Annotated in this window: 22 protein-coding genes and 1 pseudogene; 17 read left to right on the forward strand and 6 right to left on the reverse strand. The window is 72.3% G+C overall.

Translation table 11 applies throughout. The features are described from left to right. Positions 1 to 157 precede the first annotated feature (157 nt). The 4 genes from AB0M08_RS02615 to AB0M08_RS02630 all read right to left on the reverse strand — a co-directional run bounded on the left by AB0M08_RS02615 (position 158) and on the right by AB0M08_RS02630 (position 4,084). Positions 158 to 907, reverse strand: coding sequence for an HAD-IA family hydrolase (locus AB0M08_RS02615; protein WP_364487232.1), 750 nt, complete (start codon positions 905 to 907; stop codon positions 158 to 160). Continuing rightward, positions 904 to 1,647 (reverse strand): ROK family protein, encoded by a 744-nt coding sequence (locus AB0M08_RS02620; RefSeq protein ID WP_364488003.1) that lies wholly within the window; start codon positions 1,645 to 1,647, stop codon positions 904 to 906. The genes AB0M08_RS02615 and AB0M08_RS02620 overlap by 4 nt, the downstream gene beginning before the upstream one ends. Positions 1,648 to 1,766: 119 nt before the next feature. Further along, positions 1,767 to 2,534, reverse strand: a complete 768-nt coding sequence (bioD, locus tag AB0M08_RS02625; RefSeq protein ID WP_364487234.1) for a dethiobiotin synthase — start codon at positions 2,532 to 2,534, stop codon at positions 1,767 to 1,769. Between the two features lie 413 nt (positions 2,535 to 2,947). Beyond that, positions 2,948 to 4,084 carry an 8-amino-7-oxononanoate synthase gene (locus AB0M08_RS02630; RefSeq protein ID WP_364487237.1) on the reverse strand — a complete coding sequence of 379 codons (1,137 nt, stop codon included), beginning with the start codon at positions 4,082 to 4,084 and terminating at the stop codon, positions 2,948 to 2,950. A gap of 84 nt (positions 4,085 to 4,168) precedes the next feature. Here AB0M08_RS02630 and bioB point away from each other — a divergent pair, with 84 nt between their 5' ends. Together bioB and AB0M08_RS02640 are read left to right on the forward strand one after the other, a co-directional pair. Beyond that, on the forward strand, positions 4,169 to 5,164 hold the full coding sequence (gene bioB, locus AB0M08_RS02635) for a biotin synthase BioB (RefSeq protein WP_364487240.1): 996 nt from the start codon (positions 4,169 to 4,171) through the stop codon (positions 5,162 to 5,164). Next, positions 5,164 to 5,346, forward strand: a pseudogene (locus AB0M08_RS02640) (hypothetical protein); the annotation flags it as partial. The gene bioB and the pseudogene AB0M08_RS02640, both read left to right, overlap by 1 nt. A 28-nt stretch (positions 5,347 to 5,374) precedes the next feature. Here the strand turns inward: AB0M08_RS02640 and AB0M08_RS02645 are convergent. Together AB0M08_RS02645 and AB0M08_RS02650 are read right to left on the reverse strand one after the other, a co-directional pair. Further along, positions 5,375 to 6,415, reverse strand: a complete 1,041-nt coding sequence (locus tag AB0M08_RS02645; RefSeq protein ID WP_364487243.1) for a GNAT family N-acetyltransferase — start codon at positions 6,413 to 6,415, stop codon at positions 5,375 to 5,377. Positions 6,416 to 6,572: 157 nt separating this feature from the next. Further along, positions 6,573 to 7,286 (reverse strand): amino acid-binding protein, encoded by a 714-nt coding sequence (locus tag AB0M08_RS02650; protein WP_364487246.1) that lies wholly within the window; start codon positions 7,284 to 7,286, stop codon positions 6,573 to 6,575. Positions 7,287 to 7,559: 273 nt separating this feature from the next. On the opposite strand from AB0M08_RS02650, the gene AB0M08_RS02655 reads away from it, so the two are divergent. From AB0M08_RS02655 to AB0M08_RS02725, 15 genes are all read left to right on the forward strand, one after another. Continuing rightward, positions 7,560 to 8,348, forward strand: coding sequence for a pyrimidine reductase family protein (locus tag AB0M08_RS02655; RefSeq protein WP_364487249.1), 789 nt, complete (start codon positions 7,560 to 7,562; stop codon positions 8,346 to 8,348). Positions 8,349 to 8,445: 97 nt separating this feature from the next. Next, positions 8,446 to 10,194, forward strand: coding sequence for an ATP-binding protein (locus AB0M08_RS02660; protein WP_364487251.1), 1,749 nt, complete (start codon positions 8,446 to 8,448; stop codon positions 10,192 to 10,194). Between the two features lie 23 nt (positions 10,195 to 10,217). Beyond that, a complete protein-coding gene (locus tag AB0M08_RS02665; RefSeq protein WP_364487253.1) occupies positions 10,218 to 11,369 on the forward strand; it encodes an exonuclease SbcCD subunit D in 1,152 nt (383 codons plus the stop codon). Beyond that, the gene (locus AB0M08_RS02670; protein ID WP_364487256.1) at positions 11,366 to 13,864 is read left to right on the forward strand and encodes an SMC family ATPase; all 2,499 of its coding nucleotides are present in this window, start codon (positions 11,366 to 11,368) and stop codon (positions 13,862 to 13,864) included. Before AB0M08_RS02665 ends, AB0M08_RS02670 begins: the two co-directional genes overlap by 4 nt. Beyond that, a complete protein-coding gene (locus tag AB0M08_RS02675; RefSeq protein ID WP_364487258.1) occupies positions 13,861 to 14,823 on the forward strand; it encodes a hypothetical protein in 963 nt (320 codons plus the stop codon). The genes AB0M08_RS02670 and AB0M08_RS02675 overlap by 4 nt, the downstream gene beginning before the upstream one ends. Positions 14,824 to 15,435: 612 nt before the next feature. Continuing rightward, positions 15,436 to 16,119, forward strand: a complete 684-nt coding sequence (locus AB0M08_RS02680; protein WP_364487261.1) for a sigma-70 family RNA polymerase sigma factor — start codon at positions 15,436 to 15,438, stop codon at positions 16,117 to 16,119. Further along, positions 16,116 to 16,892, forward strand: a complete 777-nt coding sequence (locus tag AB0M08_RS02685) for a zf-HC2 domain-containing protein (RefSeq protein ID WP_364487264.1) — start codon at positions 16,116 to 16,118, stop codon at positions 16,890 to 16,892. The genes AB0M08_RS02680 and AB0M08_RS02685 overlap by 4 nt, the downstream gene beginning before the upstream one ends. A gap of 240 nt (positions 16,893 to 17,132) precedes the next feature. Next, complete coding sequence (locus tag AB0M08_RS02690; RefSeq protein ID WP_364487267.1) at positions 17,133 to 17,804, forward strand: hypothetical protein; 672 nt, start codon at positions 17,133 to 17,135, stop codon at positions 17,802 to 17,804. Between the two features lie 31 nt (positions 17,805 to 17,835). Next, positions 17,836 to 18,606, forward strand: a complete 771-nt coding sequence (locus AB0M08_RS02695) for a DUF4142 domain-containing protein (RefSeq protein ID WP_364487270.1) — start codon at positions 17,836 to 17,838, stop codon at positions 18,604 to 18,606. Positions 18,607 to 18,648: 42 nt separating this feature from the next. Continuing rightward, positions 18,649 to 19,806 (forward strand): Pecanex-like protein 1, encoded by a 1,158-nt coding sequence (locus AB0M08_RS02700; RefSeq protein ID WP_364487273.1) that lies wholly within the window; start codon positions 18,649 to 18,651, stop codon positions 19,804 to 19,806. A 359-nt stretch (positions 19,807 to 20,165) separates the two neighbouring features. Next, positions 20,166 to 21,005: a DNA-3-methyladenine glycosylase 2 family protein gene (locus tag AB0M08_RS02705; protein WP_364488006.1), complete on the forward strand. Its 840-nt coding sequence runs from the start codon at positions 20,166 to 20,168 to the stop codon at positions 21,003 to 21,005. Positions 21,006 to 21,024: 19 nt separating this feature from the next. Beyond that, positions 21,025 to 22,293: a hemolysin family protein gene (locus AB0M08_RS02710; RefSeq protein WP_364487276.1), complete on the forward strand. Its 1,269-nt coding sequence runs from the start codon at positions 21,025 to 21,027 to the stop codon at positions 22,291 to 22,293. Positions 22,294 to 22,335: 42 nt separating this feature from the next. After that, positions 22,336 to 22,902, forward strand: coding sequence for a GAF domain-containing protein (locus tag AB0M08_RS02715; protein WP_364487279.1), 567 nt, complete (start codon positions 22,336 to 22,338; stop codon positions 22,900 to 22,902). Positions 22,903 to 22,935: 33 nt separating this feature from the next. After that, on the forward strand, positions 22,936 to 23,127 hold the full coding sequence (locus AB0M08_RS02720; protein WP_364487282.1) for a hypothetical protein: 192 nt from the start codon (positions 22,936 to 22,938) through the stop codon (positions 23,125 to 23,127). A 64-nt stretch (positions 23,128 to 23,191) separates the two neighbouring features. After that, positions 23,192 to 24,115: a diacylglycerol kinase family protein gene (locus AB0M08_RS02725; RefSeq protein ID WP_364487285.1), complete on the forward strand. Its 924-nt coding sequence runs from the start codon at positions 23,192 to 23,194 to the stop codon at positions 24,113 to 24,115. The last annotated feature ends 121 nt before the right edge of the window (positions 24,116 to 24,236 follow it).

Raw genomic sequence — 24,236 nt, forward strand, 5'->3', positions numbered from 1 at the left:
GGTGCTCACGGGTGTCTCGCTCCGCTGGAGACACCCGTGAGCACCAGCCAGAACCGGGACCCGCGCGGTGGGCGGGAGTGGGCAGGTGGTCGCGGCCCCGTGGCGCGGGTCGCGTCCGAGGGGGCGGTGCGGCGCGGGTGCCGTACCGGAGAAGGGGTCAAAGAAGGGCGAAGAGGGTGTGGCCGTCGTCCACGGTGTGGTCGGGGGCGGGCCAGAGGGTGGGGTCCTCGGTCACCGTGCGGCGGGACGTGAAGAGGATCGCGGTGCCGATGTCGGCGCGGCGGGCGCACGCCACGTCCCGGCGGCGGCTGTCGCCGACGAACCAGCAGGCGGACGGTGGGACGCCGAGCTGGTCGGTGGCGTTCCAGATCATCTGCGGGTTGGGTTTGCGGACGCCGGCCTCGTCGCTGTAGATCTGCGCCGCGAAGAGGTGGCCCACCCCCACCCTGGTGAGGAAGTCGCGGTGGGCGGCGCCGCAGAGCGTGTTGCTGACCACGGCCAGCGGGATGCCCGCGGCGGTGAATCCGGCCAGCGCCTCGGGGATGCCGGGCCGCAGCTCCCAGCTGTCCCGCCAGGCCCACTCGTAGCTGAGGCGGGGGACCGCCGTACGGACCCGCGCCTGCACCAGGGGCGGCCAGCCGGGCAGCACGAACCGCTCCCAGACCTCGGCCTGGGACAGCTCGTCGGGGTGATCCTCGTCGCGCCAGTCGGCGTACGCCACGGCCGCCTCGGTGAGCCGGCGCCTGATCTCACCGGGGGTGAGCGCCCCCGTGATCAGGTTGAAGACGCGGAGTACCAGTTCGGGCGGGACGATCGGGTCGGCCTGCCCGGCGGGCGGGGGTACGGCGGGTGCGGCCGACTCGGCCAGGACGCCGCCGAAGTCGAGGAGGACCGCGGCGGGCGTCACCGGGAGTGTCCCAGGGTCCAGGCGCGTACGCCGCCCACGATGCCCGCCGTGTTCGGCACCACCACCACGTCGTCGCCCATCCGGGCCAGCTGGGCCGGGGTGATCAGGCGGGAGTTGCCGCCGCCGAGGTAGACGCGGTCCCAGAGGAAGACCGGGCGCAGGCCCTCGATCACGTTGCGGACCCTGCGGGACCAGAGCGCGTCGCCGAGACGCCGCCGCTCGTGCTCCCCGATGTACGTGTCGTACGACATCCCCCAGCGCACCGGGGCCTGCGACATCTCCAGGTGCGGCGCGAGCTCCCCGCCGTCGAAGAGCGCGCAGCCCAGCCCGGTCCCGAGGGTCAGCACCAGCTCGCAGCCGGTGCCCGCGACCACGCCGGCCCCGTGCACCTCGGCGTCGTTGAGCACCAGCGTGGGCAGCCCGAACGCCTCGGCCAGCGCGGTTCGCGCGTCGAACCCGTGCCAGGCGTCGACCAGCTCCGGGTCGACCTTGGTCCGCGGCCCGCTCCGGGTCACGTAGTGCGGGGTGGCCACCACCACGCCGTGCCGGATCATGCCGGGCATGCCGACGGTGACCCGGTCCGCGTTCGGCAGCTGCTCACCGAGGGTGACCAGGGTCTTCACGAAGAGGTCGGGCGGCAGGGGGTAGGGGGTGGGCACCCGGATGGGCTGGGCCCGCATGGTGCCCGCCTCGTCCAGCACCGAGCCCTTGATCCCGCCGCCGCCGCAGTCGATGGTCAGCGTGAAGGCGGCTGCCCGTGCCGATTGCCCTTTCGGGAGGTCCGGAAACGATCCTGTTTCGCTCGTCACTTGGGGCCTCTCGCTGCGGTGGATCGGACGTGGCGCGGCCGGGGGAGCGGTCAGCCCGCTTCCTCGGCCCATACGCGCCAATTATCCAATACCCCGTGGAGCGCCGGAGTCAGCCAGCCCGGAGCCGAGCGCCGGAACACACCCGGTTCCATCGATCCGGCGCCGGCGGGCAGCGCGCCGACCAGGTGCGGGACCAGCTCGCCGAGGTTCGCCCAGTGGACCAGCTCAGGCTCGTCGGGCCAGGCGCCGAGGACCACCCGGGCCGGCACCCCGCGGCGGCTCAGCGCCTCCAGGGTCAGCGCGGTGTGGTTGAGCGTGCCGAGGCCGGCCCGGGAGACGACGATCACCTTGGCGCCGAGCGTGGTGGCCAGATCGGCGAAGGTCCAGGCCTCGCCGGAGGGCCGCAGCCCCATCGGCACCAGCAGCCCGCCCGCGCCCTCGACCAGCACCAGGTCGTGCTTCTCGGCCTCGGCGCGGATCGCGTCGACCACCTCGTAGAGCTCCAGCGCGGCCATCCCGGCGACCTTGGCGGCGGCGAGCGGCGCCAGCGGTTCGGGGTACTCGGCCAGGGTGCGGACCGTCTCGGGCCCGGCCAGCCGGGTGACCACCTCGGCGTCGGTGGGCGCGCCGGTGTTGATGCCGGTCTGACCGGGTTTGATCACAGCGACGCGCAGCCCGGCGGCCTGCGCGGCCGCGGCCATCGCGGCGGTCGCGATCGTCTTGCCCACCTCGGTGTCGGTCCCGGTCACCAGCACGATCCCGTGCCACTCGTGCGGCTCGGCCCGGCGCGCGGGCGCTTCCTGCCGCGATTCGGGCACCTCCGGCACCGCTTCCGGGGAAGCCGTCTCTGAGGAAGCCGTCTCCGGGGAAGCGGAACCCGAAGAAGCGCCATCCGCGCCGTCCGCGCCGTCCGCCGCGCCATCCGCGCCATCCGCGCCATCCGCGCCGGATGAATCCGACGTATCCGAAATGCCGGATGCGTCGGAAGGGGTGGATTCTCCGGGAGAGGCGGGCGCGCTGGAGGGAGTGGATGTGGTGGGAGAGGAGGGCTCGAGGGGCGGGGCGGGTGTGCCCGGAGCCGGATCCACCGGATGTCCGCCGCCGTGTGCCTGGAGCGGATCCCGTTCCAGCACCGGCGTCCGCGGGCTGGGGAGCGGCAGACCGTGCCCGCCGCTGCGTGCCCCGCGCGGCGCCGGGGTCACCGCGATCCCGGAATAGGAGGAACTGCCGTTCATGGTGCGCACTCCACGATCACGTCCAGGGCCCGGGCGAAGTCCGCCTCGGGCACCCCCGCGTTCACGGTCAGTCGCAGTCGCGAGCTGCCGTCCGGTGTCGAGGGCGGCCGGAAGCACCCGACCGCCACGCCGCGGTCGCGGCAGTCCGCCGCCCAGGCCACGGCGGCCTCCGGCCCGGGCGCGGGCACGGAGAGCACCCCGGCGGCCGGGTCGGTGGCGGGGAAGCCGGCGGCCCGCAGCCGGCCGGCGATCCGGGCGCCGCGCTCGGCGAGCAGCGCGCGCCGGTCGTCGGCGGCCCGGGCGATCTCCACCGCGGCGAGCACCCCGGCGACCACGGCCGGCGGTGGCGCGGTGTCGTAGATGAAGCTGCGGCCGGTGTCGACCAGGTGCTGGATCACCGTCGGATGCCCGGCGACCACCCCGCCCGCGCCGCCGAGTGACTTGGAGAGGGTGGCGGTGACCAGCACGTCCGGCTCCCCGGCCAGCCCGGCGGCGGCGACCCCGCCGGCGCCGTCCGGCCCGAGCAGGCCGAGCGCGTGCGCGTCGTCGACGATCAGCAGGCCGCCGCGGGCGCTGACGGCCCGGTGCAGGCCGTCGAGGGGGGCCAGGTCGCCGTCGACCGAGAAGACCGACTCGGTGACGACCGCGGCGGTCCGCCCCGGGTGCCCGTCCAGGATCGCGGCGACCGCGGCGGGGTCGTTGTGCGGTGCCACGATCACCTCGGCCCCGGAGATCCTGCAGCCGTCGATCAGCGACGCGTGGTTGTAGGCGTCCGAGACGATCAGGTCGCAGACCGTGGCGGCGGCCCGGACCGCGGCCAGGTTCGCCAGGTAGCCCGAGGAGAAGACCAGCGCGCTCGCGGCGCCGAGCCAGCCGGCCAGCGCGGTCTCCAGCGCCTCGTGCGCGTCGGTGGAGCCGCGGACCAGGCGGGAGCCGGTGGCGCCCAGCCCGTACGCGGTCAGGGCGTCGCGCGCGGCCGCCACCACCGCGGGGTGGCCGGCGAGGCCGAGGTAGTCGTTCCCGGCGAGGTCGACCACGGTGTCGTCCGCCGACCGCGGTCGCAACCGACGGGTGAGTCCCGCCTTGGCCCGCTCGTGGGCCAGGCGATCCAGCGACGCCAACCAGCCGGTCACGACACCCCTTGAGATCACGAGGAACGGAAACTACCACCCACCGCCGACAGTTCCAGCGGCCCGGGAACTCTGTAGGGTACGGGCATGGCTGACATCCTCGATCGGGCCCGTGCCCGGGTTCTCGCCGACGGATCCGGCCTCGGGGAAGCGGAGATCCTCGAGGTCCTGCGACTGCCCGATGAGGACCTGCCAGCACTGCTGCAGCTCGCGCACGAGGTCCGGATGCGGTGGTGCGGCCCGGAGGTCGAGGTCGAGGGCATCGTCTCGCTGAAGACCGGCGGCTGCCCGGAGGACTGTCACTTCTGCTCGCAATCGGGCCTTTTCGCGTCCCCCGTCCGGGCGGTCTGGCTCGACATTCCCTCTCTCGTGGAGGCCGCACGGCAGACCGCCGCCACCGGGGCGACCGAGTTCTGCATCGTCGCGGCGGTCCGCGGGCCGGACAAGCGCCTGATGGACCAGATGCGCGAGGGCGTCAAGGCGATCAAGGAGGCGGTCGACATCCAGGTCGCCGCCAGCCTCGGCATGCTTACCCAGGAGCAGGTCGACGAGCTCGTCGCGATGGGCGTGCACCGGTACAACCACAATCTGGAGACCTGCCGCTCACACTTCCCCAACGTGGTCACCACCCATTCGTGGGAGGAGCGCTGGGGCACGCTGCGGATGGTCCGGGACTCCGGCATGGAGGTCTGCTGCGGCGGCATCCTCGGCATGGGCGAGACGATCGAGCAGCGCGCCGAGTTCGCCGCCCAGCTGGCCGAGCTCGACCCGCACGAGGTCCCGCTGAACTTCCTGGACGCCCGTCCCGGCACCCCGTTCGCCGACCGTCCGGTGGTGGAGGGGAGGGACGCGCTGCGCGCCATCGCCGCGTTCCGGCTGGCCATGCCGAGGACCATTCTCCGGTACGCCGGTGGCCGGGAGATCACTCTCGGCGACCTGGGTACCCGGGACGGCCTGCTCGGCGGCATCAACGCGGTGATCGTCGGCAACTACCTGACGACGCTGGGCCGCCCGGCCACCGCCGACCTGGACCTGCTGGCCGACCTGAAGATGCCGGTCAAGACCCTGTCGGCGACGTTCTGAGCATGTACTGCGACCGATGCGGCGAGCCCGCCGACCGGGGTGACCACGCGGACTGCGCCCGGGCGCGGCAGCTCGAGCCGCCCCGGTTCTGTCCCGAGTGCCGCCGCAGGATGAAGGTGCAGGTGCTGCCGACATCCTGGACGGCGTCGTGTGTGGAGCACGGACGGACCGCGTCAGCCTGACGGTCGCGGGCGCCCTCTCCGGCCGGCGTCAGCCTGACGTCGCGGGCGCCCTCTCCGGCTGGCCGGCGGCGGCCAGTGTCACGCTGACCACGCCGCCGTCTCGCTCGGTGGAGGCCGGGCCGAGCCGCCGCAGCGCACGCAGCAGGGCGACGTTCTCCGCCCCGGTGTACGCCACCAGCGCCGCGAACCCGCCCCGGTCGGCGTGCGCCCGGAGCCGCCGCAGCAGCGCGGTGCCCAGGCCACGGCGCTGCCACGCGTCCTCGACCAGCACCGAGATCTCGCCCAGGTCGCCCTCGGCGGTGAGCGTGGCCATCGCGACGACCCGCCCGGTGGGTGCCACCGCGAGCAGGGTCACCCCGCCGGCCGGCTGCAGCAGACGGCGCAGCCGGGCCTCGCCCGGGACGCCCCCGCCGAGGTAGCGGTGCCGCAGGGTGGCGGGCGAGCACGCGTCGTGCAGCTCGCGGAGGGCGCCCAGGTCGTCCGGGCCGGCCGGGCGCAGGGTGACCTCGGCGCCGTCGGCGAGCATCAGCGCGACGTTCTCCCGCTGGTGGCGGACGACCGCGGCGGAGAGCTCGACCAGGGCCTGGGCACGCGCGTACTCGGCCGGGGTGAAGGCGGGGAGGGCGCGGAGCACCTCGTACGAGCCGCCGGCCGGGTCGATCAGGGTCATCCGCCCGCCGTGCACGCCGGGCTGGTCGGCCGGGGGACGGGGCCGCCAGCGGACGTCGGTCGCGTCGAGGAGCGCGACCAGGGTCTCGCCGAGCGCCTCGGGATCGTGCACCAGGCGCCCGGCCAGAGCCAGTGCGCGGGTGGGCTGATCGACTAATCCCTGTGCCTCGGCCCGGGCGACGAACGCGTCCCGCCCGCGACCCTTGATGACCGCGGCGAGAAGATCGTTCTCGGTCATCGTCTCCGGGGCGTCGACCAGGAAGTCGTCCACCGCGCCGGCCTCGGTGGTGTGCACCTGGACGGCGAGCAGGTTCACCGACTTCAGGGCGAGGCTCGCGGTGAGTACGGAAAGATAGCCGGGCCGGTCGTCGACCGTGGCACGGATCCGCCACAACGCCATGCGGGGCACTCCCTTCGTTCGCTGAACTCAAGAGTGCCCCGGCGTTGTTGCGCGGCTATTGCCTGAGCTGGGATTTCGTGGGTTAGAACGATCACACATCCGGTGCGGACGGTCACACCGGGTGGATGTCGGGTGGGTGGATGCCGGCGGGTGGAGGTCAGGCCTGCGCGGTGGCCGCCGGGGTGCCGGCCGTGTCCAGCCGGTCGCCGAGGATCACCGCGGCGGCGCGGACCAGCTGGGCGACCCGGTCCACCTCGGTGACGTGGAACGCGGCGGCCTGCATGTCGTCCTCGTCGGTACGCGCCACCAGCAGGACCAGCCCGGCGCGGCCGAACGGGGCGACGGCGTACCGCGGGCCACCGGGCTCGGCGAACGGGCGGGCGCGCAGCGGGGTCACCTCGGGCAGGTGCAGCGGGGACGGGGCGCGCCAGGAGGCGTACGCCACCCGGGGCTCGGAGCCGACCCCGTTGGCGCCGTTGCGGGCGGCCCAGTCGGCCGGGACGACGGCCGCGGCGGCCCAGTCGGCGGCGAGCAGGCCGGGGACCGCGTCGACCAGGGTGGCCAGGCCGTCCGCCGGGTTCGCGGCGACCTGGGCGAGCAGCTCGGCGTCGTGGCCGCCGTTGACCGGTGCTCCTATCGCCTGCCACACGCCGTCGACCTGGACGCCGGGGATGGCGGCGAGACCGGCGAGGAGACGCTCGACACGGGAGGCGCCCGGCCACACGACGGTGAAGTCGTCGACGGCCCGGCCGCCGAGGCGCTCCAGCACCACGACCTGCACGATGTCCGCGCCGGCCACCCCGAGGGTGCGCGCGACCTGGCCGAGGGCGCCGGGACGGTCCGGCAGGGTGACTCGAACCCGCAGCAACATGTAACTCCTCCCGTCACGGACGACCGGTGCCGCCGTCCTTGTTGAACAGCGTGCCTACCTGGCGTTTCGGGGCGATTGCACGACCATGTCCCGCCCGTCAAGCTGCATGTCTATGCAGGGTTTCACAACTTAGAGTAAGCATCCGGGCTCCCCGGGAGTGCCACCGTTGTCCGGTGTTGGACAAGTGGGCCGGTGTGGGGCAAGTAGGGTCGTGCTCATGATCTGTCCGGCCTGCCGGGAGCGGCGGCACCACGAGTGCCGCGGCGGATCCTGGTGCGACTGCCAGCACCGCGAGCCGGTGCCCGTCCCGCCGGTCACCGGCCCGCCCGGCTCATGACCGGTGTCCTCCCGGCGACCGCCGAGGGCCTGCGTGCCTGCTATCCGCGCAACCCGGAGCCCACCCTCCGGGTGAACTTCATCGCGAGCGCGGACGGCGCGGTCGCGGTCGACGGCCTCTCCGGCGGGCTGCAGGGTCCGGGGGACCGGGAGGTCTTCGACACCCTGCGGACGGTCTGCGACGGCCTGATCGTCGCGGCCGGCACGCTCCGCGCCGAGCGTTACGACGCGTTACGGCTCACCCCGGCGGCGCGGGAGTGGCGGCTGGCCCGGGGGCTGCCCGAGTTCCCGCTCATGGTGATCGTCTCCGGCTCCCTGGATCTCGACCCTGAGCAGCTTGTCTTCTCCGACGCGCCGATCCGCCCGATCGTGTTGACGCATCGCGCGGCGCCGCCCTCGCCGATTCGAGAGGTCGCCGAGGTGATCGCTCTGGGTGACGACACTGTCAACCTGGTGGCCGGGGTGATGATGCTGCAGCAGCGCGGCGCCACCCAGCTGCTCTGCGAGGGCGGCCCGGGTCTGCTGGGTGCGCTGGTCGCCGCCGATCTGGTCGACGAGCTCTGCCTCACGGTCGCTCCGTTGCTGGTCGGCGGCGATGCCGGCCGCATCGCGACCGGTCCGCCGGCGCCTCCGGTGGAGATGTCGCTGCGGCACGCGCTCACGCGGCAGGACATGCTGTTCCTCCGGTACGCCCGCAGGACCGGCCCGCGTGTCGTCGATAGGTGATCAAGATCTTGTGCATAACTCTGTGGATGAACCCCAGAAGTTGTGGACGACCGAGGCGACGGGCATTTTGTCGTACCTCTGAGGCACCATGATCGGCATGTCTGACGAAGCTGCGCCTGCCCCGAACCCCGTCGGGCGGGTCCTGGGCACCGCGGATGCCACCCCGCTGCAGTTCTGGACGGCCGTCGCGCCCGACAGCTACCTGCAGCTCGACGACGTCGTGACGACCACGCGCGAGCTGCCGGACCGTGAGCCCGTGACGATCTCGGGCGTGGTGACCCAGGTGCGCGCCCGGCACGAGGGCGCCCAGTTCGACTCGGACGTCTTCGCCATCGCCGACGGCACGCTGCCCGCGATGGTGCAGGAGGCCGCCGAGATCACCACCACGCGGGTCGATCCGGAGCTCTACGTCCCGCCCGCCCCCGGCGCGATCGTGCACCGGGCCACCGGCGAGGACCGCGACGCCGCCCTGCACTTCGACCGGATGGAGCGCCGGGTCCCGATGGGCACCGGCCGCGACGGCGTCCCGGTCTTCCTCAACGCCGACTTCCTGGACGGCACCCGGGGCGCGCACGTCTCGATCTCCGGCATCTCCGGCGTGGCCACCAAGACCAGCTTCGCGACGTTCCTGCTGTACTCGGTGTTCCGTTCCGGTCAGCTCGGGGCGGACGGTGCGAACGCCCGTGCGCTGATCTTCAACGTCAAGGGCGAGGACCTGCTCTTCCTCGACCACCCGAACACCAAGCTGGACGAGAGCACCCGGGCGTACTACAAGCTGCTCGACCTGCCGGCCGCCCCGTTCACCGACGTCCGGGTCTACGCGCCGCCGCGGGCCGGCGACTCCTCCGGCGCCCCGGACGTGAGCAGCCGGCTGACCGGGGTCGACGCGTTCTACTGGACGCTCGAGGAGTTCTGCTCGGCGAAGCTCCTGCCGTACGTCTTCGCCGACGCCGACGACGAGCGCCAGCAGTACACGATGGTGGTCCACTCGGTCACCGCCCACCTGCACCGGTACGCGGTACCGGCCGAGGGCGGCATCAGCATCGACGGCCGCCGGATCGGGTCGTACGGCGACCTGGTCGACCACGTCGTCGAGCAGCTCACCGACGACGACACCCGCTCCATCTGGGCGGGCAGCGCGGTCAACATGGGCACCGTGAACGCGTTCGCCCGGCGCCTGATCGGCAGCAAGCGCGACCTCTCCCGGCTGATCCGCGGCGACCTGGCCCAGCGCCGCCCGCACCAGATCAAGACCGCGGACAGCGCCCAGGTCACCGTGGTCGACCTGCACAACCTGCCGGACCGGGCGCAGCGGTTCGTGGTCGGCGTGACGCTCAAGAGCGAGTTCGAGGAGAAGGAGAAGTCCGGCACCGGCCGCCCGCTGCTCTTCGTCGTCCTCGACGAGCTGAACAAGTACGCGCCGCGCGAGGGCTCCTCGCCGATCAAGGAGGTGCTGCTCGACATCGCCGAGCGGGGCCGTTCGCTCGGGGTGATCCTGATCGGCGCCCAGCAGACCGCCAGCGAGGTGGAGCGCCGGATCGTCACCAACTCGGCGATCCGGGTGGTCGGCCGCCTCGACCCGGCCGAGGCCTCCCGCCCGGAGTACGGCTTCCTCCCCACCGCGATGCGCCAGCGCGCCCTGCTGGCCCGCCCCGGCACGATGTTCGTCAACCAGCCGGACATCCCGGTGCCGCTCTGCGTCGAGTTCCCCTTCCCGGCCTGGGCCACCCGCAAGTCCGAGGCGGGCTCGCCGCCGGCCGAGTCGCTCCGCTCGATCGTCCAGGGCGCCGACCCCTTCGCCGTGATCGGCGGGCGCGGCGGGGCCGACGACGACATCCCCTTCTGAGCGCTACCGACTAAGGTTCGACGATGCGCATCCTGCACACCTCCGACTGGCACGTCGGGAAGGTCCTCAAGGGCCGTGACCGGCGCGACGAGCACAAGCGGGTGCTCGCCCAGGTGATCGAGATCGCCCAGGCCGAGCAGCCCGATCTGGTGATCGTCGCCGGTGACCTCTACGACACCGCGGCGCCTACCGCGGAGGCGACCCGCCTGGTCACCCGGGCGCTCTCCGCGCTGCGCAAGACCGGCGCGCGGGTGGTGGCGATCGGCGGCAACCACGACAACGGCCAGGCCCTGGACGCGCTGCGGCCGTGGGCCGACGCGGCCGGCATCGAGCTGCGCGGCTCGTTCCGCGACGACCCGCGGGACCTGCTGATCGAGGGGACCACCGCCGGGGGCGAGCGCTGGCGCCTGGTCGCGCTCCCCTTCCTCTCCCAGCGGTTCGCGATCCGGGCCGCGGAGATGTACCACCTCACCGCCGCGGAGGCGAACCAGACCTACGCCGACCTGGTGGCCCGCCTGATCGGCAAGCTGAGCGAGTCGTTCGACGAGCCGGGTGTGGTCAACCTGGTCACCGCACACCTGACCCTGGTCGGGGCGAGCACCGGCGGCGGCGAGCGGGAGGCGCACACCATCATGGGGTACGCCGTACCGGCCACGGTGTTCCCGCCGAACGCGCACTACGTCGCCCTCGGCCACCTGCACCGGTCGCAGCGGGTGATCGCCCCGTGCCCGACGCGGTACAGCGGCAGCCCGCTCGCCGTCGACTTCGGCGAGGAGGAGAACGTCAGCTCGGTGGCGGTCGTCGACGTGGCCGTGGACCGGGCCGCGCAGGTCCGCGACGTGCCGGTGACCTCGGCCCGGCCGCTGCGTACCGTCCGCGGTGATCTCGAACAGCTGGCGAAGGTGAACCTTCCGGAGGCCTGGCTGCGTGTCCTGGTGCGTGAGGCGCCCCGCCCCGGCCTGCGCGAGGACGTGCAGGAGCTCCTGCCGAACGCCCTGGAGGTCCGCATCGACCCGGACATGCTGCCCGACCGGACGGCACAGCGTGCCGCGCAACGGGCCGGCCGGTCCCCGCGCGAGCTCTTCGGGGACTACCTGGACAGTCGCGGCAACGCCGAGGAGGGCGTCCGCGAGCTCTTCGACCAGCTGTACGACGAGGTGAGCAGCGACAAATGAGGCCCCTTCGGCTGGACATGGCCGGGTTCACGGTGTTCCGTGATCCGACCACCGTGGACTTCACCGACGCCGACTACTTCGCTCTTGTCGGGCCGACCGGCTCGGGCAAGTCGACGGTGCTCGACGCGATCTGTTTCGCCCTGTACGGCACCGTCCCCCGCTGGGGCGGTGCCCGGGGCATCGCCAACGCCCTCGCCCCGTCGGCCGTCGAGGCCCGGGTGCGCCTGGTCTTCGAGTCGGCCGGCGACCGCTACGTCGCCACCCGGGTGGTCCGCCGGGACGGCCGGGGCAACGTCAAGACGGCCGGTGCCGGGCTGCAGCTGATGCCGCCCGGCTTCGACGTGACCAAGCTGGACACCGGCATGGACCTGGAGGATCTCGGCGAGGCGCTGGCGGGCACCCCGGCCGAGATGGAGGAGGCCGTGCTGGACGCGGTCGGCCTGCCGTACGAGCAGTTCACCAGCTGCGTGGTGCTGCCGCAGGGCCAGTTCGCCGACTTCCTGCACGCCAAGCCGGCCACCCGGCAGCAGATCCTGGTCAACCTGCTCGGCCTGCACGTCTACGAGGACGTGCAGATCAAGGCCGCCGAGCGGGGTAAGGCCGCGGAGGCCAAGCTCTCCGTGGTGGAGCAGTCGCTGGCCGGGCTGGACGACGCCACCGACGAGGCGGTCGAGGCGGCCCACGGGCATCTGACCCGGATGCGCGAGCTGACCGGGGCCGTCGAGGCGGCGATGCCCGGCCTGCGGGCGGCACGAGAGTCGGAGGCGACGGCGGTCGGCACCCGGGACACCGTCGACGCCGAGCTCCGGGCCCTCGCCGCGGTGCGTACCCCGGAGAACCTGGACGAGGCGACCGGAGCGATCGCCACCGCCCGGAACGCCGCCGCCAAGGCGGCGGAGGAGGTGCACGAGGCCGAGGAGGCCGAGGAGAAGGTCCGCGGCCGGCTGGCCGGGGCCGGCGACGCCGGATCGCTGCGGGTCGCGCTGGACCGGCACACCGAGCTGGCCCGCCTCACCGAGCAGGAGGGCTGGTTCGCCGGCAAGGTCTCGGTGGCCGAGGTGGAGAGCCACGACGCCCGGGCCGCCGCCGATCTGGCCCAGGCCGAGCACCTCGGCGCCCAGCAGCTGCTGGAGCAGGCCCGCCAGGACTACCGGGATGCCCAGCAGCGGGACCGCGCGGCGGCGCTGCGCGGGCACCTGGCCGCCGGGGACGACTGCCCGGTCTGCGAGCAGAAGGTCGCGGTGGTGCCGGAGGTGCCGGGCGAGTCGGCGGTCCGGCTCGCCGAGGCGGCCGGCAACGCGGCCCGTGAGGCGGCCGAGCAGGCCACCGCCCGCTGGCAGCAGCGCGACGCGGTGGCCCGCAACGTGGAGAGCGACCTGGAGCGCAAGCGCGGCCAGTACGAACACCACCGGGGCCGGCTCGCCGAGGTGCGCAAGGCGGTGCAGGCGCTGCCGAGCGCGGCGGCGATCGAACAGCAGCTGGCCGAGTTCGGCCGGTTGCAGGGGCGGCTGGAGGACGCCACCGCGGCGGTCCGGGCCGCCCGGGACCGGCTGCGCGCCGCGCAGGCCGTGGTCACCTCGGCCGAGGAGGAGCAGCGCACGGCGTGGCGCCGGTTCGACGCGGTCCGCGACGGCCTGGCCCGCTTCGTGCCGCCGCCCGCCGACCGGGACGACCTGGCCGCCGCCTGGCGGACGCTGGTCGAGTGGGCCCGGGCCGAGCACGGCGCCCGGACCGCGGCCCGGGCCGCGGCGGAGACGGCGGTCGACGCCGCGCGGGCGGCCACGACGGCGGCGCACACCGCGGTCGCCGGGCTCTTCACCGACGCCGGGGTGCAGCCCCCGGCCGCCGCGCCGGAGGACGCCGAGGCCACCCTGATCCGGGCCGCCGCGGTCACCGCCGAGCGGGCCGAGGCGGCCTGGAAGCGCCTGGACGAGCGCCGTGAGCAGGCCCGGGAGCAGCAGGAGCAGCGGCTCACCCTGCAGCGGGAGGGCCGGGTGGCCAAGTCGCTCGCCGGTCACCTGCGGGCCAACAACTTCGAGCGGTGGCTGCTGGAGGAGGCGTTGGACCTGCTGGTCGACGGCGCCTCCGGGATCCTCCGCGAGCTCACCGGCGGGCAGTACGAACTGATCCACGACAAGGGCGAGTTCTTCGTGGTCGACCACCACGACGCGGGACTGCGCCGCGGTGTCCGCACGCTCTCCGGCGGCGAGACCTTCCAGGCGTCGCTGGCGCTGGCGCTCGCCCTCTCCGAGCAGCTCGCCGGGATGAGCACCACCGCGGCCAGCCTGGAGTCGATCGTGCTGGACGAGGGCTTCGGCACCCTGGACGCGGCCACCCTGGACGTGGTCGCGGCCACCCTGGAGAACCTCGCGGCCCGTGGCGACCGGATGGTGGGCCTGGTCACCCACGTCCAGGCGCTGGCCGAGCGGGTGCCGGTCCGGTTCGAGGTGCACAAGGACGCGCGTACCGCCCACGTCGAAAGGGCCGGCTTGTGACCAGGATGTTCGTCGACGCGTGGGACCCGTCGTACGGGTCCTCCTACGAGGGTGGCGAGGGGCCCTCCTCCTCGAGCAGCACCCAGGTGGACACCGACGTCGAGATCCGGGCGGCGGACTGGGCGCCGATCGAGGCCGCGGGCGACGACCTCGTGCCGGAGGTGGTGTTCCTGGTCGACGGCGTGCGCCGCAACGACGCCGGACTGTGGACGGCGGAGGAGGACGGCACCTCCTTCCCGGGGCTGGCCGCCTCCTACGCCGCCGGGGTGGTCCGGTGTGATCTGGGCCGTGGCGCGGCCGACCTGGTCGACGCGCAGGTGCGGCGTGGTCTCTTCACGGCGAGCCCGTCGGTCGGCGACCTCCGGGCCGACCGGATCTGTTACACGATCCACAAGCTGGAGGGCCCGGGGGAGGCGAGTAGGCTGCCCGCCGCGGTGCAACCGTCGCTGACGGCGCTGGAGATCGAGATCTCCAGCGCCGCGCGCGCGGGTGGTTCGGACGGCGCCGATCTGCTGATCGTGGACGGTCCTCTCCGGAGCCGCCGCCAGTTGCCGCGCACCATCGGGTACATCAAGACCCAGCAGAAGCACTATCTGCCCGCCGCGCTCACCGGGGTGGTGACCTCGTTGCGGCCGACCCAGCGGACGCCGGTCTTCCGTCTGGAGGGCGTCTGGGGCGGTTGGACCTGGTATCTGCGGCTGCCGGGCGGCAACGGCGCGCCGTGGTCCGGGATCGTCCGGGTGGAGTGCTCGCCGGACCTCACCGCGGATCAGGCGATCGAGCTGGCCGAGATCTCCGGCGCGACGGTGCCGAGGTTCGCGTCGGCGGCGTACAAGGACCCCCGGGCGCCGCAGAACCTGGTGCCGATCGCGGGCCTGGAACGGCGGCTGCGGGGCATGCTCGGCGACGCCCGGGTGCTGCACCGCGCGCTCGCGCTGGCGACGACCCGGCTGCGCTAGCCCGCGTTTCGGAACCCGGCCGCGCCTCGCACCCGGCCCGGTCCAGAGACACGGCCGGCCCGCCGGGCGTCTGTGCTCGAGCACACACGAGGGACGTCGGCGTCCCAATAAGTGGGCGGATCGGTGTCCACTTCGGCCGTCCGTGAAGATCCGGAAATCATGGCCCGGACCCGGGCGAATTCGAGTCCGGCTATTGGGAGCGCTCCCGGCCGGGTGACGCCCAAAAGAGTACGAGCGGTATTCCACTATCCCCCGTACGGACCGCTCACCATGCCTTTCATCAGTCAATACGTGCTTACAAGCACGCTGCGGAATCGCTCGTTCACGCTCCGGGATCACGCTCTCCCGCGTCCGGGGAAATTATTCTCAGGGGCGTGTCTACGGTCGCTCGGTATTGAGTAGTATTCCGCCTTACCCGGCGTCCTAATCGTCGCAGATCAATGCTCCCGATTGATCGGCGTTCGGCGCGCCGTCATGATCGTCGTCACTGCATCACCCACAGCGGAGGACCCTTGAGACCGCGTGTCCCGGAAAATCTTCGACCGGCTTTGATCCCGGCCGGCCCCACAGCCGTATCTCAGGCGACGGGGAAAGGTCCGGGCGGAGGTATCGATGCATGCGGTGGCCGAGGATCGGCTGGCGCCGGAGAGGGTGCGTGTGATGGCACGACACTCCGGTAATAGGTGGCAGGCTCTCGACGGAGGCCGTGATGCGCAGGATGACGGTTCGGTGATCCCCCGGCAGCAGTCGGCCCGGCACGGTGCCGCGGCCAGTAGCACCCCGAGTCACGAGGACACGCTGGTCAAGCTGCTCTACGAAGAGCACGCGGGACCGTTGCTGATGTTCGTGCTGCGGCTGACCGGTGGTGACCGGCAGCGCGCCGAGGACATCGTGCAGGAGACCCTGCTCCGGGCCTGGCGCAACGCGCACCGGCTCGGCGCCCAGGGGCAGCAGTCGCTCCGCCCGTGGCTCGTGACCGTCGCCCGTCGCATCGCGATCGACGAGCACCGCAGCGCCAACGCGCGGCCCGCCGAGACGTACGACCGGGAGCTGGAGAGCTTCCCGAGTACGGCGGACGACACCGATCGGGTGCTGCAGTCGATGACCGTGTCGGACGCGCTCCGCCAGTTGAGTCACTCGCACCGGGAGATCCTGATCGAGACGTACTTCCGGGGACGTACGGTCCCCGAAGCGGCCGAGGTTCTGAACCTTCCGCTGGGCACGGCCAAGTCGCGGGTGTACTACGCTCTTCGTGCACTGCGTACGGCTCTGCAGCAGCGGGGGGTGACACAATGACGCAGGAGGAGCACTACGACGTCGCGTCGTACGCCCTCGGCGTGCTCGACGCCCGTGATGCCGCCCGGTTCGAGGACCACCTCATCGAGTGCCCGCAGTGCGCCTATGAGCTGGAGTCCTTCGTCCAGGTGGCGGACGTGCTCGCCGACGTCGACGCGGAGGCTCTGCTCGCCGCGGAGAAGTCGGAGAAGGACGGCGTCCTGCTCACCAAGGTGATCCGCGAGGTGCGCACCGACCGGCGCCGGGCGAACAGCAAGCGGCTCTACTCGCTCGCCGCCGCCGTGGTCGTCTTCGCGATGCTCTCCATCGGCGCGCTCTTCGCCGGCGGCAAGTGGCTCGGCGCCGGCGACAGCACCACGCCGGGCACGACCGCGCAGCGCGACAGCAGCCAGCTCGACCCGCTGCCGGACAGCGACGGCGTCGGCATCGGTGGCACCGAGCTGCCCGGCACGAACTACAGCGGCTCCGACCCGCGCAGCGGGGTCAGTGCGGCCGTCGGTCTGGAGGAGAAGGACTGGGGTACCCAGGTCTCCTTCGCGGTCTCCAACATCAAGGGCCCGAAGACCTGCGCGCTCGTGCTGGTGCACACCGACGGCACCTCGGAGCGGGTGGCCAGCTGGACCATCGGCGAGAAGGGCTGGGGCACCGCGGCCAACCCGTCCCCGCTGATGTTGCAGGCCGTGACCGGAACCGCACGCGACGACATCGCCCACGTCCAGGTTCAGGAGCTCACCTCCAGCGGCACCGGTGACACGCTTATCAGCATTCCGTAACGGGTACTTTCAGTAACCGCACGAACACGAAAGGGCCGCACCGGCGACGGTGCGGCCCTTTTTCGTATCCACAGGTCTTTGTCATACGTATGAGGCCCGGCGGAGGGTTCAAACAAAAATTCCCCAATTTGATCGAGCCCGATGTTCATCCGCCGGGCGATCCCCGCCGTACTACAGCGCGGAATTGAGCAGAGGTCTCAACCAGCTGGAGGGGCAGTGGTTCCGGAGAAGCGAAAGTTGATGGTCGTCAGCACGGGCCTGGCAGCGCTGGTGGCGCTCGCCGCTTGTGCTCCGGCCGGATACGACGACGCCGACTACGGCAATGCTGCCGAACCGGCTGCCGCTGCCGACGCGGCTACGCCCGAGGCGACCGACGCGGCCGCCGCCGAAGTCGACCCGACCGCGGAGGCCACCGCGGGTGTCGACCCCGACGACGCCGGCACCGCCGAGGTGGCCTCGGACCTGGTGACCTCGTCGCTCACCGGGACCAAGGTGGCGAAGATGGGCAAGGTCGTCGAGGACCAGGACGGCTTCGTCCTGTACCGGTTCGACGACGACGGCGACGACCCGTCCAAGTCCAACTGCAACGGTGACTGCGCGAAGGTCTGGCCGCCCGCCTACACGAACGACGGCGAGCCGACGATCAAGGGCGTGAGCGCCGACCTGGTCGGCACGGTCACCCGCGCGGACGGCACCAAGCAGCTGACCCTCAAGGGCTGGCCCCTCTACCGCTACGTCGGTGACAAGAAGGCCGGTCAGTGGAAGGGCCAGAACGTCAACGGCAAGTGGTTCGTGATCACGCCGACCGGAACCAAGAACCTGACCTGCCTGCCCGCGATCTCGAAGCCCGTCTCGCCCCCGGCGGACGAGGAGAGCGACGCGAGTGACTCCGGCAGCGACATCAGCTACTGAGCCGCATCGTTCCGGGTTTAGGAGGAGAGAGATGAAGGTGGCCCGCATCCCCAAGTGGCTGACCGGCGCTGCGGCCGTGACGCTGGTCTTCCTGCTCACCCCGGCATCGCCGGCGCGAGCGGAGGACGGCATCCCGGTGCCGCCCACCACAGGGCTCACGACCACCGGTAAGGGCGTCGTCAGCGCCGCGGACACCGACTTCGTGATCAAGGTGCGACTGGCCGGCCTCTGGGAGATCCCGGCCGGCAACATGGCGCAGGAGAAGTCGGACGACCCGAACATCGTCAACATCGGGAAGATGATCTCCGCTCAGCACGTCATCCTCGACGAGCTCGACCGGACGGTGGCGAAGCAGCTCAACATCGACCTCCCGAACCAGCCGAACGACGATCAGCAGGGCTGGCTGGCGGAGATGCGGAACGCCGAGGGCACCCAGTTCGACCAGATCTACGTCGACCGCCTCCGCGCCGCGCACGGCAAGATCTTCCCGGCCATCGCGACGATCCGGGCCTCGACCCGGAACGACAGCGTCCGGAAGCTGGCTCAGCAGGCGAACCAGTTCGTCGCCACGCACATGACGCTGCTGGAGAGCAGCGGCGTCGTCGACTACGCGGCCCTGCCTACGGCCGCGGCACCGGTCAGTACCCAGAAGGGTCCCGTGCCGGTGGACAACCAGATGCTCGCCGCGGCCACTCAGGGTGGTGGCGTCCCCGGGCTCAGCAACACCGTGATCCTGCTCGTCCTGGCCGGCGCGCTCGTGGTCGGAGTCATCACGACCATGCGCATCATGCGAGCGCGGTAGCCCTAGAGAACTCGCCGACGGCGACGAAGAAAGGTGTCACCCATGCGAAGGTCCAAGTACCGGCGCGCCAGCAACACAACGTGGTTCAGCGGTAAGCGACGGATCATCGCCGTGGCCGCCACGCTGGCAGCGTTCGGCGGGGTCGTCACAGTCACGCAGATCTCGAGCGCGAGCACGGACGCGACCCAGAAGACCGCCCTGGCCGCCTGCGACAACCTCACGGCCGGCTCGGCCACGAAGTTGTCGACGGAGACCCGTAAGGGCACGTACACCACGAACAACGGCACGGTCACCCAGCACTCGGACGACGGCGCCTCGGACGTGGCGACCACCGCCCAGGTGCGGGCCCGCTGCCGCGAGTGGGTCACGGAGAACGTGGCCGCCACCGCTGACACGCTCGCCCGCCGGAACCGTGGGAACAACAACAACGGCAATAACGCGGGTAACAACAACGGCGGTAACAACAACAACGGCAACAACAACAACGGTGGGAACAACAACAACGGCGGCAACAACAACGGTGGTGCCGCCACCACCGCGCCGACCACCGCCCCTGCCGAGGACACCGGTGACGACGACGCCGATGACAACAACAACGGCGACGACACCGGTGACGACGGTGCCACCGCGGCGCCGACCACCGCGCCTCCCGGTGCCGGCCTGGGCATCCTGACCAACAGCTGCGACACCAGCAACCTGGCGCCGCACACCGGTTTCCAGGAGGGCAACCGCTGCGTCTCCACCGAGTTCGGTGAGGTCGGCACGGCGGCCAACAACCCGTCGCTGCTGATCACCTCGGCGCCGAACCAGGTGCGGGTCGGCCAGGCGTTCACCCTGCAGGTGAGCACCCGGAACCTGATCCGTGACCGGTTCCTCGCGGCTGGCCAGGGCGGTTACTACGTGGAGTCCAGCGTTCTGTCCAACGGTCTGGTCCGCGGTCACTTCCATACCGCCTGCCGGATGCTGGACAGCACCAACGAGGCTCCCGCGCCGGACCCGGTGCCCGCGTTCTTCGTGGCGACCGAGGACAGCAAGGGTGGCGCCACCCCGGACACGGTCGCCATCCAGGTGACCGGCATGCCCACCGCGGGTACCGCCCAGTGCGCCTCGTGGGCCGGTGACGGCTCGCACCGTATCCCGATGATGGAGCGCGCCAACCAGACCCCGGCGTTCGACGTGGTCAAGATCCGGGTGCGCTAGCACGTAGTACGACGTTCGCGGAGCACAGTCGCTTCGCCGGGCCTGAGCCGGAACCGCCCCGTTCCCACCGGAGCGGTTCCGGGACCCCCCTTCAGGGACGGCGACCGTCCTTCCCCCTGCCGGACGTGTAGCGCGGCTGCCCGGCCTCCACCCGGGGCACCGCTCCGCAACTGGGATGACCGGACCTTCTCGGGTGTCCGGTCGCCAACCCGATGGCCCTGACCCCCGGAGCACGGGTCAGGGCCATCGGCCCGCTTCCGGTACGGCCCCGCCCGTGGCACAGTTCTCGGGTGACGTCCGAGGTGATCCGCCGGTTGACGCCGCCGGAGCGCTATCGGTTCGGGCCCTCGGTCGGCGGGCTGCTGGTGCCGAAGCACGACCCGACCGGCTTCTCCCGGGACGGGGAGATCGCGTTCTCCGCTCGTACGCCGGAGGGAGGCGCGACCCTGCACCTGGCCCGCGCCGGAACCGAGCTGATCGCCACCGGCCACGGCCCGGGGGCGCGCTGGATCACCGACCGGGCCGACGCGATCGCCGGCCTCCGCGACGACGTCGAGGGCTTCGCCGCGATCGCGGACCGTCATCCCCTGGTGGCCCGCCTGGCCCGCACCTTCGCCGGGGTCCGGATGCCCGCCACCGGCCTGCTCTTCCCGCGCCTGCTCCGGGCGATCCTGGAGCAGAAGGTCACCGGCAAGGAGGCGCACCGCGCCTACCGGGCGATCTGCCGGCACTTCGGCGAGCCCGCGCCCGGCCCGGCCGGCCTGGTGCTGCCGCCCGACCCGGAGGCGGTGGCGGCCACCCCCTACTGGGCCTTCCACCCGTTCGGCGTCGAGCAGCGCCGCACCCAGACCCTGCTGCGCGCCGCCGCGGTCGCCGCCCGCCTGGAGCGCTGCGCGGACCCGGCCGAGGCGACCGCCCGGATGACCGCGCTGTCCGGCATCGGCCCGTGGACCGCCGCCGAGGTGGTCCGGATCGTCTTCGGCGACCCGGACGCGGTCAGCGTCGGCGACTTCCACATCCCGAACACGGTGGCCTGGGCACTGGCCGGCGAGGCCCGCGGCACCGACGCCCGGATGCTGGAGCTGCTGGAGCCGTTCCGCGGGCACCGGGGCCGGGTCTGCGACCTGCTCGCCCTGGGTGGCCACACCGCGCCGAAGTTCGGCCCCCGCATGCCGGTGCGCTCCTTCGCGAAGTACTGACCTTCGCTACGGTGTCCGAGTGGATGATACGGGCGGTGAAATACTTCTCGTCCTGATCCTGGTGCTGGTCAACGCCGCGTTCTCGGGCAGCGAGATGGCCCTGGTCTCGCTCCGGGACAGCCAGCTGCAACGACTTGAGCGGCAGTCCCGCGGCGGCCGGGTGCTCGCCCGGCTGGCCCGCGACCCGAACCGGTTCCTCGGCACCGTCCAGATCGGCATCACGCTCGCCGGGTTCCTCGCCTCGGCGACCGCGGCGGTCTCCCTCGCCACGCCGCTGATCGGGGTGCTCGGCTTCCTCGGCTCGGCCGCCCGCCCGGTCGCGGTCACGCTGGTCACCATGGCGCTGGCCTTCGTCACGCTGGTCCTCGGCGAACTGGCGCCGAAGCGGATCGCGATGCAGCGCCCGGAGGGGTGGGCGCTGGCCGTGGCCCGGCCGCTGGACCTGCTGGCCCGGATCTCCCGCCCGGTGGTCTGGCTGCTCGGCAAGGCCACCGACCTCGCCGTACGCCTGGCCGGCGGCGATCCCGGCGCCCAGCGCGAGGAGGTCACCACCGAGGAGATCCGGGACATGGTCGCCGCCCGGCAGGACTTCTCCGCCGAGCAGCGGACCATCATCTCCGGCGCCTTCGAGATCGCCGGCCGGATCCTCCGGGAGATCCTGGTGCCCCGCCGGGACGTGTTCACCCTGCCGAGCGGCACGCCCGCGCCCGGCGCGCTGGGCCTGCTGATCGAGAGCGGGCACTCCCGGGCACCGGTGACCGGCCCGGCCGGGCTGGACGACGCGGTCGGCGTGGTGCACCTGCGCGACCTGATCGGCGTGGACCGCCCGGTCGACGAGCTGACCCGGCCGGTGCTGTACCTGCCCGACACGCTGCGGGTCTCCGACGCGCTCCGGCAGATGCGCGCCGAGCGCCGCCAGCTGGCCCTGGTGGTCGACGAGCGGGGCGCGGTGGACGGCATCGTCACCATGGAGGATCTGGTCGAGGAGATCGTCGGGGAGATCTACGACGAGACCGACCGGGACGTGGCGGCGGCCGTCCGGGAGGCCGACGGCGCGCTGCTGATCGCCGGCTCGTTCCCGCTGCACCAGCTGCCGGATCTGGGCTTCTCGCACGAGGAGGGCGGATACACCACGGTCGCCGGGATGATGCTGGCCTCGCTCGGGCACATCCCGACCGGGCCCGGCGAGGTGGTCACGCTGCCCGCGTTCACCGCCGAGGTGGTCGAGGTGACCGGACGGGCGATCACCGGGGTTCGATTGCGGGCCAGGTCTCGCCCGGACGGCTGAACACGCGTGGCGCGGCGCTCCCGGAGGAATAGTCTCGCGTCCATGACTGTCGAGTCGAACGCATACGAGTATCTGGACAACGTGGGCCAACAGGAGCAGGCCCGCCTCGCGGCGGTACGCCGCTACCGGCTGGTCGATCAGCCGGTGGAGGATGCGTACGACCGGATCGCGTACGTTGCCGCGGCCATCTTCGACACTCCGATCGCGACGGTGTCCCTGGTCGAGCGGGACCGCGTGTGGCTCGCGGCGTGCCAGGGCCTGACCGGCGTCCGGGAGATCGGCAAGGAGCCGGGGCTCTGCGCCTCGGTGATCGCCCAGGACGACGTCTACGTGATCAACAACGCGGCGGTGGACCCGCGCACCCTGGAGCACCCGCTGGTCCGGGGCGAGCTGGGCCTCCGCTTCTACGCGGCGGCGCCGATCCGTACCCACGACGGATACCGCCTGGGCACGGTCAACGTGATCGACAACCGGCCGCGCGAGGCCGCGCCACGCCAGCTGCGGGCCCTGGAGCACCTCGCCTCCATCGTCTCCGACGAGCTGGAGCTGCGTCTCATGGTGATCCGCAGCGCCGCCGCCGAGCAGCGTATGCGGGAGACGGTGAACTGATAACCGATCTCCCGGAGTGGGTATGTGACGGTCATGAACCTCCTACGCAGACTCGCCGTCACCGCCGTGGTCGTCCCGCTGGCCGCCACCGGCGCCCGCAAGCTCAGTGACGCCGTCGAGCGCCGCCGCGGCGCGAACCGGGCCTCCCGGCTGCTCCGTCAGGGCGCGGACACGGTACAGACCCTCTTCGGCCGGAAGAAGCGCCGCCGCTTCGGCTTCCGCTGACGTCCCCTCCCTCGGCCGATGTCGATGGTTTGGCCCGGCCGCCGGACCGGGTAACGGCGGCGACATGCGACCCCCACGCACGATCGCCGTCGTTGCCCATCAGCGGAAGACCCTCGACGGCGGGCTCGACGAGCTCCGCCGCCGGATCACCGACCACAAGATCAAAAAGCTTTTCTGGTACGAGATCCCGAAGAGCCGCAAGGCGCCGGACAGGGTTCGCAAGGCGCTCCGGAAGGACCCCGACCTGATCGTCGTCTGGGGTGGCGACGGGATGGTGCAGCGGACCCTGGACGTGGTGGCCGGCTCGGACGTCCCGGTGGCGATCATGCCGGCCGGCACCGGCAACCTGTTCGCCGGCAACCTGGGCATCCCCACCGACCTGGAACAGGCCGTCGAGATCGCGTTCTCCGGCCGCCGTCGCCGGCTCGACCTGGGCCGGCTCGACCTGGGCGGGCTCGGTGGCGAGCATTTCGCGGTGATGGCCGGGGTCGGCTTCGACGGCGCGATGATCAAGGACGCCGACGGGGACCTCAAGGACCGGCTCGGGAAGCTCGCGTACGTCTGGACCGGGATCCGGCACGTCGGCGCCGAGGCACCGCGGACCCGGATCGAGGTGGACGGCACGCCGTGGTTCGACGACGCCGCGAGCTGTGTACTGATCGGCAACGTCGGCACGATCACCGGCGGCATCCGGGCCTTCGACGACGCGACACCCACGGACGGCTGGCTCGACGTCGGGGTGGCCACCGCGCAGGGCGCCCTGCAGTGGGCGCGGGCGCTGGGCACGATGGCGGTCGGCCGGTCGGACCATTCGCCGTTCGTGCGGACCACCCGGGCACGGCGGGTCGACGTCCGGCTCGCCGGGAAGCTTCCGTACGAGCTGGACGGGGGCGCGCGGGGGCGTACCCGGAAGTTCTCCGCCTCGGTGGTCCCCGGCGCCGTCCGGGTCTGTGTCCCGCAATCGTCAGGCGATTCGACTGACCGATAGGCGACAGCGAGGTTCGTCGCGGTCCGGTGCTGTTCTCGTGCTATTCGCCCGCATATCCCGTGGATTGTCGGCGTTGATCCCCGCAGACTTTGCGGAAACCGTTCCTTCCGTAGGGGGATCC

The sequence above is a fragment of the Actinoplanes sp. NPDC051851 genome (assembly GCF_040681165.1).
Lineage (GTDB): Bacteria > Actinomycetota > Actinomycetes > Mycobacteriales > Micromonosporaceae > Actinoplanes.

Excerpts from the sequence above, each read along its gene's own strand:
- AB0M08_RS02685 (WP_364487264.1), top strand. The coding sequence starts at position 16,116 with ATGACGCAGGAGGAGCACTACGACGTCGCGTCGTACGCCCTCGGCGTG.
- AB0M08_RS02720 (WP_364487282.1), top strand. The coding sequence starts at position 22,936 with ATGAACCTCCTACGCAGACTCGCCGTCACCGCCGTGGTCGTCCCGCTG.
- AB0M08_RS02695 (WP_364487270.1), top strand. The coding sequence starts at position 17,836 with ATGAAGGTGGCCCGCATCCCCAAGTGGCTGACCGGCGCTGCGGCCGTG.
- AB0M08_RS02725 (WP_364487285.1), top strand. The coding sequence starts at position 23,192 with ATGCGACCCCCACGCACGATCGCCGTCGTTGCCCATCAGCGGAAGACC.
- AB0M08_RS02700 (WP_364487273.1), top strand. The coding sequence starts at position 18,649 with ATGCGAAGGTCCAAGTACCGGCGCGCCAGCAACACAACGTGGTTCAGC.
- AB0M08_RS02690 (WP_364487267.1), top strand. The coding sequence starts at position 17,133 with ATGGTCGTCAGCACGGGCCTGGCAGCGCTGGTGGCGCTCGCCGCTTGT.
- AB0M08_RS02660 (WP_364487251.1), top strand. The coding sequence starts at position 8,446 with ATGTCTGACGAAGCTGCGCCTGCCCCGAACCCCGTCGGGCGGGTCCTG.
- AB0M08_RS02680 (WP_364487261.1), top strand. The coding sequence starts at position 15,436 with ATGCATGCGGTGGCCGAGGATCGGCTGGCGCCGGAGAGGGTGCGTGTG.
- AB0M08_RS02645 (WP_364487243.1), bottom strand. The coding sequence starts at position 6,415 with ATGGCGTTGTGGCGGATCCGTGCCACGGTCGACGACCGGCCCGGCTAT.
- AB0M08_RS02665 (WP_364487253.1), top strand. The coding sequence starts at position 10,218 with ATGCGCATCCTGCACACCTCCGACTGGCACGTCGGGAAGGTCCTCAAG.
- AB0M08_RS02670 (WP_364487256.1), top strand. The coding sequence starts at position 11,366 with ATGAGGCCCCTTCGGCTGGACATGGCCGGGTTCACGGTGTTCCGTGAT.
- AB0M08_RS02715 (WP_364487279.1), top strand. The coding sequence starts at position 22,336 with ATGACTGTCGAGTCGAACGCATACGAGTATCTGGACAACGTGGGCCAA.
- AB0M08_RS02650 (WP_364487246.1), bottom strand. The coding sequence starts at position 7,286 with ATGTTGCTGCGGGTTCGAGTCACCCTGCCGGACCGTCCCGGCGCCCTC.
- bioB (WP_364487240.1), top strand. The coding sequence starts at position 4,169 with ATGGCTGACATCCTCGATCGGGCCCGTGCCCGGGTTCTCGCCGACGGA.